The organism is Pseudomonas sp. RGM2987, assembly GCF_022952855.1.
Lineage (GTDB): Bacteria > Pseudomonadota > Gammaproteobacteria > Pseudomonadales > Pseudomonadaceae > Aquipseudomonas.
In genome coordinates this window covers 1-14,603 of the sequence record NZ_JALJDX010000200.1, presented here as the reverse complement: position 1 = coordinate 14,603, position 14,603 = coordinate 1, and the positions used below count along the sequence as shown (strand labels likewise).

11 protein-coding genes are annotated in these 14,603 nt (G+C 57.2%); 7 read left to right on the top strand and 4 right to left on the bottom strand.

The features are described 5' to 3' along the window. Nucleotides 1–5: 5 nt before the first annotated feature. From icmH to RGM2987_RS15465, 6 genes are all read left to right on the top strand, one after another. On the top strand, nt 6–866 hold the full coding sequence (gene icmH, locus RGM2987_RS15490; protein ID WP_245142711.1) for a type IVB secretion system protein IcmH/DotU: 861 nt from the start codon (nt 6–8) through the stop codon (nt 864–866). A gap of 13 nt (nt 867–879) precedes the next feature. Beyond that, on the top strand, nt 880–4,338 hold the full coding sequence (gene tssM / locus RGM2987_RS15485) for a type VI secretion system membrane subunit TssM (protein WP_245142708.1): 3,459 nt from the start codon (nt 880–882) through the stop codon (nt 4,336–4,338). Further along, nucleotides 4,335–5,063: a PP2C family serine/threonine-protein phosphatase gene (locus RGM2987_RS15480; RefSeq protein WP_245142705.1), complete on the top strand. Its 729-nt coding sequence runs from the start codon at nt 4,335–4,337 to the stop codon at nt 5,061–5,063. The genes tssM and RGM2987_RS15480 overlap by 4 nt, the downstream gene beginning before the upstream one ends. 44 nt (nt 5,064–5,107) lie before the next feature. After that, complete coding sequence (locus tag RGM2987_RS15475; protein ID WP_245142789.1) at nt 5,108–5,992, top strand: serine/threonine-protein kinase; 885 nt, start codon at nt 5,108–5,110, stop codon at nt 5,990–5,992. A 363-nt stretch (nt 5,993–6,355) separates the two neighbouring features. Further along, nucleotides 6,356–6,823: a type II toxin-antitoxin system antitoxin SocA domain-containing protein gene (locus tag RGM2987_RS15470; protein WP_245142703.1), complete on the top strand. Its 468-nt coding sequence runs from the start codon at nt 6,356–6,358 to the stop codon at nt 6,821–6,823. Then, on the top strand, nt 6,823–7,329 hold the full coding sequence (locus tag RGM2987_RS15465; protein ID WP_245142701.1) for a hypothetical protein: 507 nt from the start codon (nt 6,823–6,825) through the stop codon (nt 7,327–7,329). The genes RGM2987_RS15470 and RGM2987_RS15465 overlap by 1 nt, the downstream gene beginning before the upstream one ends. A 425-nt stretch (nt 7,330–7,754) precedes the next feature. Here RGM2987_RS15465 and RGM2987_RS15460 read toward each other — a convergent pair whose 3' ends face one another. Then, nucleotides 7,755–8,114 carry a DUF6124 family protein gene (locus tag RGM2987_RS15460; protein WP_245142700.1) on the bottom strand — a complete coding sequence of 120 codons (360 nt, stop codon included), beginning with the start codon at nt 8,112–8,114 and terminating at the stop codon, nt 7,755–7,757. Between the two features lie 618 nt (nt 8,115–8,732). Between RGM2987_RS15460 and RGM2987_RS15455 the strand changes: the two genes are divergently transcribed. Continuing rightward, nucleotides 8,733–9,830, top strand: a complete 1,098-nt coding sequence (locus RGM2987_RS15455) for a hypothetical protein (protein WP_245142698.1) — start codon at nt 8,733–8,735, stop codon at nt 9,828–9,830. Between the two features lie 178 nt (nt 9,831–10,008). Here RGM2987_RS15455 and RGM2987_RS15450 read toward each other — a convergent pair whose 3' ends face one another. The 3 genes from RGM2987_RS15450 to RGM2987_RS15440 all read right to left on the bottom strand — a co-directional run. Next, a complete protein-coding gene (locus RGM2987_RS15450) occupies nt 10,009–10,479 on the bottom strand; it encodes a hypothetical protein (RefSeq protein WP_245142696.1) in 471 nt (156 codons plus the stop codon). A gap of 214 nt (nt 10,480–10,693) precedes the next feature. Beyond that, nucleotides 10,694–11,317 carry a hypothetical protein gene (locus RGM2987_RS15445; protein ID WP_245142694.1) on the bottom strand — a complete coding sequence of 208 codons (624 nt, stop codon included), beginning with the start codon at nt 11,315–11,317 and terminating at the stop codon, nt 10,694–10,696. Nucleotides 11,318–11,322: 5 nt separating this feature from the next. Beyond that, the coding region (locus tag RGM2987_RS15440; protein WP_245142692.1) for an RHS repeat-associated core domain-containing protein at nt 11,323–14,603 on the bottom strand (3,281 nt) is incomplete at its 5' end.

The following is a 14,603-nucleotide window of genomic DNA, read 5'->3' as shown; positions in this document are numbered from 1 at the left end:
ACGCAATGGATCAGGAAAATCCCCAGGACGAAACCACGGTCCTGCTCGATCACCATGGACAACGTCCCGTGTCAGGGCCATTGACCGACGGCGGGGCGCCGCCGCGCATGGAGCAGCTACAAGAGCGGATGATCTATGCAGCGCACGTGCCGCGTTCGCCCATCTTCAATATCAGCCTGAATCCGCTGGTAGCGGCAGCGTCCGGGTTGCTGTCGCAAGTGATCCAGCTCAAGCGTGGCGGCGAACGCGAGGACTTGCATACCCTCAAGCAAGAACTGAGCGGGGGCCTGGAGCAGTTCGAAGCCCGTGCCGTGCAAAAGGGCGTGGAAAGCAGCCAGCTGATTGCCGCTCGTTACGTGCTGTGCACCGTGATTGACGAGGCGGTCGTGACGACGTCGTGGGGCCTGGGCAGTGGTTGGTCACAGATGAGTATGCTCAGTACGTTCCACAGCGAAACGTTTGGTGGCGAGAAGGTGTTCCAGCTGCTGGAGCGCTTATCGAAAAACCCCATCAAACACCTGGCGATGCTCGAGCTGCTGTACTTGTGCCTGGCCCTGGGTTTCGAAGGCAAATATCGGGTCCAGACCCGCGGGATGCTTGAGCTCGAAGGCCTTCGCGATGCCCTGTATCGGTTGATTCGCCAGGTACGCGGTACTCCCCCTGAACTGTCACCGCGTGGTGAGGACCGCGAGGTCGCTCCTCGCAAGCCGGCGCGTATTGTACCGGCCTGGGCCGTGGCCGCCTTCACGGCGGTCTGCCTGGGGATGATGTATTCGAGCTTTGCCTGGGTATTGGGCGAGCAACGCACAACTGTACTGCGACCTTATCAATCGCTAGAACCGGCCACCGCTTTGCCGCGGCCGTGAACAGGGACGTTCCATGAAAGTGCTTTTCAGAAAAACCGGTGCCTGGGTGCGCCAGACCTGGGTTTGGACGCTGCTGCTGTCGCTATGGGTTGCGCTGATGGTGTGGTTCGTCGGGCCTCTTTTGGCCGTCAACGACTACAAGTTCTGGGCGAGCGCAACGGCGAGGCTGTTGACCATCATTGTGCTTCTCCTGGGCTGGGGCCTGGGCATGGTTTTCCTCAATGGGCGCGTGGGTTCAAGTGCTGGCACCCCTGGAAACGACACCCTCGGACCTCCCGTTGCGCATCAGGCGAGGATTGACCAGGCGCGGCGGGAAGTGCGCTCGCGCTTCAGGAGCGCGCTGAAAGCGCTGAAGTCCTCCAACCTCTATCCCGGGCGAAGCGAGCGCTGGCGCAACGATCTGCCGTGGTACCTGTTGATGGGCCCGCCCGCCAGTGGCAAGACCCGTTTGCTCGATAGCGCCGGCCTGGAGCTGTCCCAAGGCAGGCTTGAGCGAGACCCCATGGGCAACGTGTCCGGCACCGGGCATTGCGAGTGGTATTTTGCCGAGCACGCCGTGCTGGTCGACACCCCCGGGCGCTACCTGACCCAGGCGGACAACAACGTCGACGACAGCGCTTGGGCTGCCTTGCTCGAGCTTATGCGCAAGCGTCGCCGCCGACGCCCGCTGAGCGGTGTCCTGATGACCGTGCCTGTCGAGGTCCTGCTGTCGGGCGGCGAGGCAGAAATCAGCGCCTTGGCCGGGCAGATCCGCGGCCGTCTGCAAGAACTGCGACGACGGCTGCACGTCGATATGCCGATATACCTGGTCTTGAGCAAAGCCGACCGAGTGCCTGGCTTCAATGAGTTCTTCGATTCGCTGACGCGGGAGGAAAACGACCAGGTGCTGGGCGCCAGCTTCGGTCGACATCAGCGTGGTTGCGACGTGAGTCTGCTGCGTGCCGAGTTCGAAGCGTTGTTGCAGCGGCTCAACAGCCAGGTGATCACGCGGATGCATCAAGAGCGTGACCCGCTGCGGCGTAGCAACATTCTGGATTTTCCCCACCGACTGGAGCAGATCGGCGCCAACCTGTGCCTGCTGGTCGAGCAGGGGTTCACGGGCAACGCCTGCACGTTGCGAGGCTTCTACCTGACCTGCGCATCGTCGTCGAGTCGTTCGGGTGTGCCCAGCAGTGCTGTTGTGCCTGGGCGGCACTCGCGATTCATTCATCATTTGATCAGCCGGCTAATTATTCCGGACGCCGATCTGGCCAGCCTCGATCAGCGCGAGCGCCGGCGTCTCTATTGGGGACAGCGGGCGATGTACCTCGGGGGGCTGACGGTCCTTGGCCTGTTCGGGCTGTTGTGGGCCTATGGTTTTTCGGCTAACCACGAGCGTCTGGAAAACCTGCGCTTGTTGGCGCACCGCTGGGACCAGCACCGGTCGGTACAGACGAGCAGCGACGATTGGGCTGCGATGCTCAAGTCACTTGATATTCGCTTCGAGGCGACCCGGGTCTTCCCGCCCGCCGGGGCAGTGCCATTGTACGAACGGGTGGGTCTGTACCAAGGCGAGGCCAGTAACGCTGCGATAACCCAAGCTTACGAACATGAGTTGCGAGCGCAGCTGTTGCCTCGAATCGCAAAAAGACTCGAAGAGCATATTCGCAGCAATCGGGGTGACCGCGAACAACTGCTCAACAGCGTGCGTGCGTACTTGATGCTGGGCCTGGAAGAGCGTCGCGACAGTGCTTGGCTCATGGATTGGATGGCCAGCGATTGGTCTCTTCGCTACCCCGGCGACACGGCGCTGCAAGCGCGGCTGAACGCTCATTTCGCGCGTTTGTTGGAGCGATCCTTCGTCCATGCGCTCGACGAACCGCTGGTGGCCCAGGCCAGGGATGTCCTGCGCGGGGAGTCCCTGGCCATCGTCGTGTACAGGATGCTGCGCGATCAGGCCAGCCATCTGCCGCCCTACAGGCTCAGTCACCATCTGGGCGCGCAGGGAGCGTTACTCGTCGGCACCGACCATGTGATCCCCGGCTTCTATACCCGCCAGGGTTACGAGCAATACTTTTCGATCCAGGGTGCGACGTTGATCACCCGGTTGTTGCGGGACAACTGGGTATTGGGTGAGGGCGAAGGCCTTAGCGGCATGGACATGCGTCGGCTGATGGTCGAATTGGAACAGCTGTATTTTCGTGACTATTCCGACCGTTGGAGCGAAGCGGTCGGCCGGGTAGCGTTGCAAACGGCTACGAGTGCGCCAGAAGGGGCCGAGCAGCTCGCCGGGCTGACGTCGGCTCATTCACCGATCATGCAAATGCTGATTCAAGTGCGGGAAAACACTCGAATCCCGATCGTTGCCGAGCACTTCGATAACGTGGCGCAGGCGGCCGGAGAGAGTGGGCAGCCCATTGCAAGACTTGCCGCCGTGGCGGGGAACGTCTCGCAGGTCTTGAACGAGCGCCTGCCGGACACTGCGCAAAAATCTTTGCAGCGACGTTTCGAACCGCTGCATCGCTTGCTGGGTCCGGACAACGAACCGACGGCCGATCTGGCCCAGGCCCTGCGAGCCCTCGATGAAGTGCAATTGCAACTGGCGAGCCTGGCCCGGGCCAGTGCACCGGATCATGCCGCATTCGAAATGGCCCGCAACCGCATGGGCGGCCAACGTGATGCGTTGAGCCATCTGCGCAGTGCGTCCGCTCGCTTGCCGCGCCCGGTTGGGACATGGTTCAACGCAGTGGCCGAGGACAGTTGGCGCCTGGTGCTCAACGATTCGTACCGCTACTTGAACCAACGCTATCAGAGCGAGCTGTACAGCTTCTATGCCAAGGCGATCAACAAGCGATATCCGTTCAACGCCCACAGTGCCAGCGACGTCGCGCTCAACGACTTTCGGGAGTTCTTCAAGGATCAAGGCGTTGCCGACCGGTTCTTCGAGCGTTACATCCAGCCCTTCGTCATTGATTCTGCGGGGCACTACCGTCTGCGCAACGTGGACGGCCAGGGTTTGCCGGTGTCCAGGGTCTATCTGGATCAGATGGCGGCGGCGCGCACCATACGGCGCAGTTTTTTCGCCCAGAACCCGGCTGAACCGCAGGTGCAGTTCACGCTTGAACCTTACACCCTCGATCCAACGGTGAGCCGCTCCGAATTCCGCTTCGGTGACAAGCTGCTCGAGTACCGTCACGGTCCGATCCTGCCTGTGGTGTTTACCTGGCCAAGTGAGGCTCAAGACGGTCGCACGGCCCTGGTGCTGGAAAAAATGGTCGGACGAGGCGTGGGGATCGAGAAGAATACCGGGCCGTGGTCGCTGTTTCGGTTGTTCGATCTGATGCAGGCCGAGGACTTGAGCGGGCGCGATGTGCGCGTGCTCAAGGCAGACCTGGGCGGCCTGCGCGCCAATTATCTGTTGACGAGCCAGCGCACGCCGAACCCGTTCGACATGAGCGTTCTGCGTACCTTTCGAATGCCGGTGCAGCTGTGACACAAGGTGTCGGCGCCTGGCGCAGTGCCGGGCGCACCGACCCAGGCAAGGTCCGGCAACGTAACGAGGATGCCTTTCTCGAGTGCCCGCAGCAGGGTTTGTGGGCGGTTGCCGATGGGATGGGTGGCCATTGGCGTGGCGACATTGCCAGCCAGTTGGTCATCGCCCACCTGGCGGACCTGCCGCTACACCGGGATTTAAGCGCGCGCTCAAAAGCCGTGCGCCAGTGCCTGCGCTGGACCAATCGACGGCTGACCCATGAGCTTACCGTCACCGACGATCAGCCTGGGATTACCGGCAGTACGGTAGTGGCACTGTTGCTGGAAGCTAATCGTGGGGTCTGCATCTGGGCCGGCGACAGTCGCTGTTATCTATGGCGTGGCCGACGGTTGTATCAACTGTCCAAGGACCACTCATTGCAACAACAGCTGATCGACTCCCGACACATCAGCCGCGACGAGGCCAGTGCCCATCCGGCGGCCAAGGCATTGACCCGTGCGGTGGGTGCCGCGCTGGATCTGACGCTGGAGGTGCTGGAGCTGGATGTTCACCATGGCGATACGTTCCTGTTGTGTAGCGACGGCTTGTATCAAGCCCTCAGCGCTCAAGCCTTGGGCAATGCATTGGACCTGGCCTCACCGCGCAGAGCAGTCGAGCAGCTTTTCGATGGTGCGCTGCGCGGCACGGCGCGGGATAACCTGACGGCCGTGGTGATTCGTCAGTGAGCGAGGAGGGCGGCCAACCCACGTATTTCGCTTTCGACGCTGCTGTGCCCACCGTGGCTTCGAACGAGCGCAGCACCGGCGAAACCCCGGAAATTCTCGCCGGGCGCTATCGACTCGAACGCATGCTGGGGGCTGGCGGCATGGGAGTGGTGTGGCGCGCCCGGGACCTGTTGCACGAGCAGTACGGCGATCCGGAGCCCTATGTCGCCTTGAAAATGCTCAGCGAGCAATTCAGTGAATCACCCGACGCCAGCGCATTGCTGTACAGCGAGTTTGCCCTGACCCGACAACTGCGCCATCCGAACGTGTTGCACCCGTACACGTTTGAAGTGGACGCGGCCCACAGGCAGGCCTTTATCACCATGGAGTTGATGCATGGCATTACCCTCGACAAGTTGCTTTGTGAAAAGCCTTCGGGATTGACGTGGCATGAGCTCAAAGCGATTGCAGTGCCACTGCTCGACGCCCTGGCATATATCCATGGTCGAGGCGTCCTGCACGGAGACCTTAAGCCAAGCAATGTCATGCTCAGTGGCGAGGAGGTGCGCTTGTTCGATTTCGGCCTGGGCCTGGCCGAAAAAGGACCCTGCAAGCGCCTTCCTCATCTGGACCGCAAACGCCTCAAAGCTTGGACCCCTGGCTACGCCGCCCCGGAGCTGCTCGAAGGAGCAACGCTATCGGCGGCGGCCGATGTCTACAGCGTGGCTTGTCTGTTATACGAACTGGCGAGCGGCAATCACCCGTTTCGTCGCCTGCCTTCCACCCAGGCTCGTGATGCCCGGTTGGAGCGCCAACTCAACGCCCCCCGCAATCTGCCCCGGCGCTGCTGGCCAGCGCTGCGTGCGGCCCTGGCATTCGATCCACGGCAGCGCGACATTAGCGCCGCGCAGTTGCGCGATGCCTTGGGTGGTGGTTCGTTCTGGTGGTAGGGCCTCATGTGTACTGCCAATGCAGACGCAAGAGCTCGTTTGACGCCTAGGTGGGCAGAGATATAGTACTAACTATAAGTGTAGGAAACGACAGAACTTGCTATAAGACTCTTCATTTTTTAATTGTGAAAAGAATAGAACTGATAGTGGTTGTTATACGTTCATGTTTAATATTTCCTATGTGCGTTCTGAGTAGCTGTTATGCATTACAACGCGAGCGCTATTTGGTTTTTATAAGCGTATTTTAATATGAGGGGGAAAATTCCGGTTTTTAGATATATAAGCTACAGTCATGTGGCGATTATATGTGTTGACTGCTATTGGGAAAAATGCGAGCATTCAGCGAGGTGAAGGAGGAAAACTATGGCATTGCATAGAGCTATTGATATAGCAAATTGGTTTGTAGCAAAGTGCGCAGAGTCGGGAGATCTTATCACGCACTTGAAATTGCAGAAGCTCCTTTATTATGCGGAGGCTTGGACTCAAACGCTTACAGGTAAAGAACTTTTTTCCGAGCAGATACAAGCTTGGGCTCATGGTCCGGTAGTCCCTGAAGTATTTCAGGAATTTAAGAAATATGGCTGGAATCCGCTCCCTGCGCCAGAGGATCAAAAAATTCCAGTTGTTAGCTCTGAAGCTGAGGAGATACTTCTCCAGGTTTTTGAAGCATATTCTGATCTACCCGCAAAAACACTTGAGGAAATGACTCATAGGGATGCGCCTTGGATTAAAGCTCGAGGTGATTTAAGTTCGGAGGAACGTTGCGAAACCATTATGCCAAAGGCTGAAATTCTTGATTTTTTCAGAACAAAATACGCGACGGAAATGTAATGGCCAAACTTCCAAAAACCAAAGTCAATGAGGAAGCAAAAAATATTGAGAAAGAAGGGGGCGCTGCCGTTACGGATTTAGAAAAGAAGATATTTGACCTTCCTTCATTTAAGAAAGATGGAGCGCGTGAGGGGCTGCAACATAAAAATCCATATGTGGTCCTGAAGTATTTTCAAAAGGACTGGGAGTGTTTCTCTGCGTGGACTAAAGATGAACTCGGTCAATTTTCAAATTTTTTAGCCACACTGGGTGGCCATACTTGGGATAGTGTATATAAGTCTGGAGGTAAGGGAGGGAATAAGGCCGGTTTAGGCTATACGCAGTATAAGGTTGAGGAAATGAAGGCGGGTGGCTCGCATGTTAAAAGGGTTTTAGAAAAGCTTTCGCCTGAAATTAATTTGATTGAATTACGTGTCAGTCAGAAAATGCGGGTTCATGGCTTTCAGTCGCAGTCAGCATTTTTTATGATTTTGCTGGACAGAGAACATAAAGTTTTTCCTAAATGAATCTCTGATCCATATACAGCTAGTCTGCACGTTGTGTAAAAAAATCTCCGGCTGGCGCACCGCATTGCGTTACACCCCGCCCCTTGTTGATGCGTGCGTTTTCAAGTTATTCGCTAGTGCTTTTACCGCTTACTCATACAGAAAAATTCTTGGTGCAAATTCTTGATTTTAGTCCCTCGGCATAATTTCTGTGCATTAAGAAGATCCTAAGTTTTGATTGTTATATGGGCTTCTCTTAATCTACCGGCATGGCTATAGTCGTTCGGAAAGGCCCGCGTTTGCATAGTTCTTTCAGATCCCTCTGGCACAGCTCTCTGTGCTAAATAGAAGCGGTAATACAAGTCTTCCGACCCATGAAGAAGGCGCAAAAAGAAGGGCGGCATATCGATAGAGTCGATATGCTGTCTTTCTTTTACTGTTGCTGGCTACCGCGGATCGACGTTATCCAGCACCCGATTCGCCATTAATGAGCTCAGTTCTATTAACTGCTGAATGCCCAGCGCGATATTGCGCCGTGAGCCTTCCAGGTCGAATGCGAGTTCGTCGACCATGGCTTCGGCCGAGGCCAGGGTCTCGCTGAGGTTGGCGAGCAGGCTTTCGTTGTCGATGTCTTTCACGACGGTGAATAACTGGCCCGGTTTGGGTTCGTCTTTGGGCTTTGTCGGTTTGGGCGACAGGTAGTGATCGAGAACGCGTTTGGTCGTTTCGTCTTGCTGCTTGGCTTTGGACTTTGCGGACTGGGAGGCGGAATCCGTTTCCGGGGGATTGGGCGTGATCTTGAACATGGTGGATCTCCTTTCGTAAGAGAAACCGTCACTTTCTGCCGCCAAGCAGGTGGGGTGACGGATTACACAAGGTTGGCGGACCGGAACGAAAGGAACCCGGCATCCCCGAAGGGATCCTTGCGCAACCCGCCATAACAGCGGAGTTGTTGCGCCTTTCGAATACCGGGCCGCCAAGCCCGTTCACTGAATGTGCAGTGAAGGGAGATACGATAGGGACCAGAGACAAGGCGCACAAGCGGGCGGATTCTGGCGTAGTTGTAGGCAAAGGCGCAAGGATCTGTGGGTTGGCGCGAGCAAAGCGCACAGGTTGGACATCTATCTGTAGGCATAGGACGACCCCTGTGGCGAGGGAGCTTGCTCCCGCTCGGCGGTGCAGCCGTCGTGGGGCCCGGCTGAGGCCGTTTACTTGGAGGAATGCGTCATTGGTTTCGGGGCGGCTTCGCCGCCAGCGGGAGGCAGCGAAACTTTGGGATGGAGTGAGGCGGGGGCGTTCGGTCCAACGCCAGCGCGGAATCGGTGCGGCACAGTTGCGCAACGTGTGGGGCGGTGGTGCGTTTTGCTGGTTGACGCTGATACCATGTGGCCACTACGTTCGCCCTGTGACATATGGAAATGTGAATGCATAAAAATCTTGAACTAGTCGCTTATATTTTCGGGCCGTTGATCCTGAGCATCATCATTTTGCAATTGGTATTTGGAGCGCTGAATTTCTACAACACTGCAAGATCGCCTACCTATAAAAAACTCAGGCTATTCGCTCTGGATGCTGATCGCGGCCTGGCGGAGCAAGGTTACTTATGGTTGAGTATCCTCACGCCCATTATGTATTTCCTTGTATTCGGAAGCATTGCTTGGGAAGGTTACACACCCTCCTTGAGTGGTGAGGGCTTCAAGAAGTTTATTGAGCTCAGCGCGTTGCCCCTTGCGCTTTTGTCGCTGTGCATACCCTTGTCGGTTCTAATCGCCCGGGTGCATGCCACACATCAAACCTCCATACAAATAGAAACCACTCGCCACAAGAACAATATGGACGCGTACTATGCCCATCGAAAAGCGATGTTCGAGTACTTTGGTTATTTAAAGGAGATAAAGTATCCAGGTGATATTACTGGGGACTTCAATGCGCATCCCAGGCTACATCTACGATTTTTTATCGACAAAGGCCCATCAAACGGAACGCCCGAGGTAAACGTAGAAGCATTTGAAACCAGTCTAAAAACCGTGTCAGAAATTCAAGGGCACATACATAAAGCCCTTCTTCATAAAAGCGATTTGAACAGCGTCATCAATAATTACGCCAGCGCCTGCACCAAGTTAATAGAGCTATCGAGCACGCTTCATTTGCCCTGTGTATATGAAGAGTTGGTGACCAGGCAAGGTTTCTACACCCTTTGTCAGGATAGCGCTCAGCCGGTAGATGCTGACTTGAAATTCTGCTCTTTGGGAAAGGGCACCGATCAGCTCATCGGAGCCTACCGCTATACCCGATCATTCCTGCGTGTTCTGTGCGAATTTGCAGGTTATGACGTTAAATTTTTTAATGACAAACGTTACTACTCTGTAGACAAAGGGAGCGGTTACAAGAGCGATCCCTATTCATTCAGAGACATCAGCGATTACCTGCGCGAAGCCAGTGATATAAGCGTTAATAATAAAGTGGCGCGATACGATCGGGACCAGCGAGCCCAGCAGGCCGCTACGTTTACGGGTGGGTAGGGATGCAGGCGTCGCCTTCGTCGGTCCAGTACCGGCGCGCCATTCCTAGCCTTCGATCAGTCATAGGCGTAGCTGACCAGCACTTCGCGCTGTTGATCGGGTTAAAGACGCTCGATCCGGGTGACGCGCCTTATTGCCGACACCCGCTGGGCCGGCGCCACCTGGAACGCCCCCGATATTATTGTTGACCACCACGCCATGAGGAAAAATCAGAAATGTAAATTTCATCAAGCCTCAAATCTGGCGGTATATCTCCTATGCTGTCAGCGATCTCATCGTAAGGGGACGGTAATATGTAGGAAAAGCCAAAGTCGTCGTCAATGATTAGCGAGCCATTGAAAATTCTTTGGCGGGTCGTGAGTTTTTTTATTTGGTCAAACGACATGCCGGTGGAAAGTAGGTTTTTGTACTTTCCCGTGTAACGAGTGTTGCAACCGATGGCAAAAATTGTTCCGTCGGGAAGTGTCGAAATGGTGACGGTTTTATCCACCACGTAGGCTGTTCTCGTCTCGTTATCTGGCAGGGTGTAGGATTTTACTTCGACTTGATGTTTTTCATAGAGGTCATTGGCATACGTCGAAATATTCTCCCTGAGCAAGATGTTGGCTGCGCAGTGATCGGGTATTATCTCAGCCGTAAAATCAATCATCTTATAATCCATTCATCAATGTGCCGTTCACCTAGACTGGCGAGTCTTTGATAAGGTCGTAGTTTTTAAAATCGCCATGGCCAATTCGTCCGAATACAGCCAGCGTTGGGTTTTCATCTGCCAGATCTTTCAAGATGAGATCTCCTGGGCGGGGTAGAAATGTAATCTGATGGGGGCCCTCAGCTGGCGATCGCTCGACTTCCTCCACGTCGACTTATTCTTTGGCGAGTAACTTGTTCGCCAATGCCAGATCGAACTGCTTGTTGCCGAAAATTGATTTGGTCGCGAATGCTTTTTTCAGCACCTGCGAATCCAGGCTCAGTTCGTGTTTTTGCGCTGCGAAGAGAATCGTCAGGAATGGGAACGCGTAAGTGTCAGGTTCGGCCAGTACGTCATCAATCAGTGAAGGCGTGCCGAGAATGCAGTTCTCTGCCCTGGTCAGGTAAGTCTTTGTCAGCCGTTCGGTTATTTTGCTAACCGTGGCACTGACTTCATTGGGCGCTGGGGTTCTGATGATGCCTCCCAGCTCATCGCCAAATTCTTTTTTGTCTTCCGATAGGGAGCTCTTCGACAGAAAGGACGCGTTCAGCAGTCGGCTTTCATAGGGCGGTGCCAGGTCTTTGCAGAAGGTGAACGCTTCACAGGTAAAAATTTCCATCCCTGCGTAATAGCCGTCGGCTTTGTTCAAGTGTTGAACGTAGATTTCTCCAAGTTTTTCCTTGGAAACAAGCAAGCCAAGCTTGTTTTTTCCTGCCTTCAGATCCACGTGAGGTGAGGCTATTTGCTTGAGCGCCGCCAGCAGTTGCGCTTCCACATCTTTACGAATTTCGAGGCTCATGGGATTCACTTGTAGATTAGAAGATTGAAGGTTGCATTGTGTTGAGCGCCTTTGCCACCCAGCGGTACACCTGGCTTGCCTTTGGTATCGACCTTGAACGACCCCTTTGTACCGGAGGAGGGCTTGATGGTGCCTCCTCCTAGGTGCTGTGTGGTGTTGGCCGGCTTAGTCATGTCGAAGACATTGGAACCGGTTTGGTTAGGTGTCAGCTTCCCGGTGCCGTGTTTAACCTCAAAAACATGCAGCTTTCCGTTTTGGTCTTTGGCTACGAAGTCCGCTCGAATGCGTTTGCCGTTGACCTTCATGGTCACTTCTTCTGCGACGACCTTGAAACCGTTGCGCTTGAGGTCATGAATCGCCTTGGTTCTGCCTTTGTTACCACTGACCGCACTTTTGCAAGCCCATCCCCAGGGGTCTATCCACGTCAGGGGGTTTGGCGCGTATTGATAGAGGTTGAATCCCCCCGCCAACCCAATCGGATCCGGCGTAATAAACCGCCCCACATCCGGATCATAAAACCTGAACGTATTGAAATGCAGCCCCGTTTCCCGGTCCAGGTATTGTCCCTGGAATCGCAGGTTCTGCTCTTCGATATAGTACGGCTCGCGCACCTCCGCCAACGTGTTGCCCCACACCCGGTATGTCGCCTGCCAGACGCTGTGGCCGTCGGCTTCGGTGAGTTGTTCCGGCAGGCCGTTGAGGTCGTTGTGGTAGTAGCGGATTTTTTGCAGCGGGCCGCTGCCGTCGACGCGGGCCAGGGGTTCGTAGCCGTTGTCTTCGTACAGATAGAGGCTGGTCTGCTGGTGGCGATGTTCCTGCAACAGGCGCAGGCCGTCCCAGGTGAAGCGGGTTTCGCCCAGGGGGTAGCCGTTGGGGTCGTGCTCGTTCTTGATGATGCGCCGGCCCAGCGGGTCGTAGGTCATGTTGACGACGCTGCCGTTTTCATTGCGCACTTCGATCAGGCGGCTTTCGGCATCGTAGGCGAAGCGTTGCAGGCCGCGGGCGGCGCTGCGTTTTTCGATTAGGCGGCCAAAGGCGTCGTAGCGGTAGCGTTTGTCCTGGTAGGTCAGCAGTTTGTTGTGCACCACCAGGCCGGCGCCGGCTTGCGGGCCGTCCAGCAGGTTGGCGGCGGCGTCGTAGGCGAAGGTTTCGCGCTGGCCGTGCAGGCTGTCCTGGCTGGCGATGATGCGGCCGGTGGCGTCGTAGTGCAGCAGTTGGCGGTGTTGAGTGGCGGGTTGCTGGTCGAGTTTGCCGATGAGGTGGTCGGCGGGGTCGTACTCGAAGTGCTTTTGCACCGGCGCCGGCAGCAGCGAAGGTTGGCCGGTGTGGCGGCGTTGGCGCGCGCGCAGGCGGCCGCTGCGGTCGTATTCGCTGCGGGTGCTGAGCTGCCCCTGGGTGCGCAGCACTTCGCGGTGCAGGCGGTCGCGTTCGAAGTCGCTGATGACCTGGCCGTCGAGGTTGATCTGGTGCAGGTGGCCGCTGCCGTAGTACAGGCGATTGACCCAGCGGCCATCGGGCAATTGGGTCTGGATCAGGTTGCCGAGTTCGTCGTAGTGGTGTTGCAGACGGCCGGCGGCGCTGTTTTCTTCGAGCAACTGGCCGGTCGCGTCGTAGGCGAAGCTCAGGCTCTGGGCGTTGCCTTGCAGGTCAGTGAAGGTGACGGCGGTGAGCTGGTCCAGTGGATCGTAGCTGTAGTCGGTGCGGCCATCGTCGGTGATTTTGGCGATCAGTCGGCCGACGGCGTCGCGTTCCAGGCGGTGGACGATGGGGGCGGGCGGTTGCTCGGGCACCACGGCGAGGCCATTGCCATAAGGCGCTGGAGTGGCGGTCACCGCCGAGACGTTGTCCAGCCGATCGTAGCTGTAGTGTTTGGCACTGCCATCCAGGTCTTGTTGCTCGACCAGCCGATCCCCGGCATCCCAGGCAAATCGATAACTTTCGCCATTCTCGTTGACCAGCGCTTGCAACCGGCCATAGCTATCATAGGCAAATTGCACCTGCCGGCCATGGGCGTCGGTGCGTTGGCGCACCTGGCCGCGGCGGTTGTGCTGATAGAGCGTGGTGTGTCCGGCCGGGTCGGTGTAGCCGGTGAGCTGGCCGGCGGCGTCGCGCTGGTAGTGCTCGGTACGGCCGTCCGGCAATTGGCTGCTGAGCAACCGGCCCTGGGCGTCGTAGCTGAACTGGGTGCGCTCACCGAGGGCATCGGTGATGGTCTGCAGATAGCCACGCGAGTCATAGCTGAACCGCGTCGGGTAGCCCGAGCAGTCGATGTGCTCCACCAATTGCCCGAACGGGTTCCAGCGCAGCTTTTTGCTTTTGCCGCTGGCGTCGATGATTTCGATGACCTGGCCGTGGGCGTCGTAGCGGTAGCGGGTGACGTGGCCCAGCGGGTCGGTCTCGGCGATGCAATTGCCGCGCGGGTCGTAGCGATACTGCCAGCTGTTGCCGGCGGCGTCGGTGTCCACCAGCGGCAGGGCCCAGTGTTCGAGCCACAGGGTGGAGTCGCTGCGGCCCAAGGGATCGGTTTCGCTGATCAGGTTGCCGGCTTCGTCATAGCTGAAGGTGTAGCCGCCGCCCTGTGGGTCGGTGGTGCTGAGCAGCTGGCGTTCGTCGTTCCACTCGAACCGCCAGGTCTGGCCGAGGGTGTCGCTGGACCGGGTGATCTGGTGCTGGGCGTTCCAGTGGCGAGTGCTGGTGCGCTGCAAGCTGTCGGTGATGCGCGTGGTGCCGGCCGCCAGGTCATAGTCGAACTGGTAGGCGTCGCCTTCGTCGGTCCAATGGCGGACCACGCGCCATTCCTGGCCTTCGATCAGGGCCCAGTCGTAGAAGCAGCGCAGGCCGGTGGGCAACTGATGCTCCACCATCCGCCGCCCGGCGTCGTAGCTGAAGCGCCGCTGCACCTGCCCGGTGGCGTCGCGCGCCTCGGCGAGGTTGTTCGCTGCGTCGTAGGCGTAGCTGACCAGCACTTCGCGCTGTTGGTCGGGGTAAAGACGTTCGATCCGGGTGACGCGCTCATGCTCGTGAATCAGTTCCACCTGCACCTGATCGAAAGTGTCGCGCAGACGCACCAACCGTCCGGCCTCGTCGTAGTCGAGGTGGATGCGGTTGTCGTTGCGGTCGCCCAGTTGGCTCAGGCGCAGAAGCGTGGCCCGGCCCGGTGTCGGCTCGAACAGGCGGTACAGGCCGTCGTCGCTTTCGATCAGCAACTGGCCGTTGAGGTGTCGGCGCACGGCAAGGCCTTCGCCGGCGCTGAACACCGCGCCGCCCAGAGGAATCGCGCCCATGT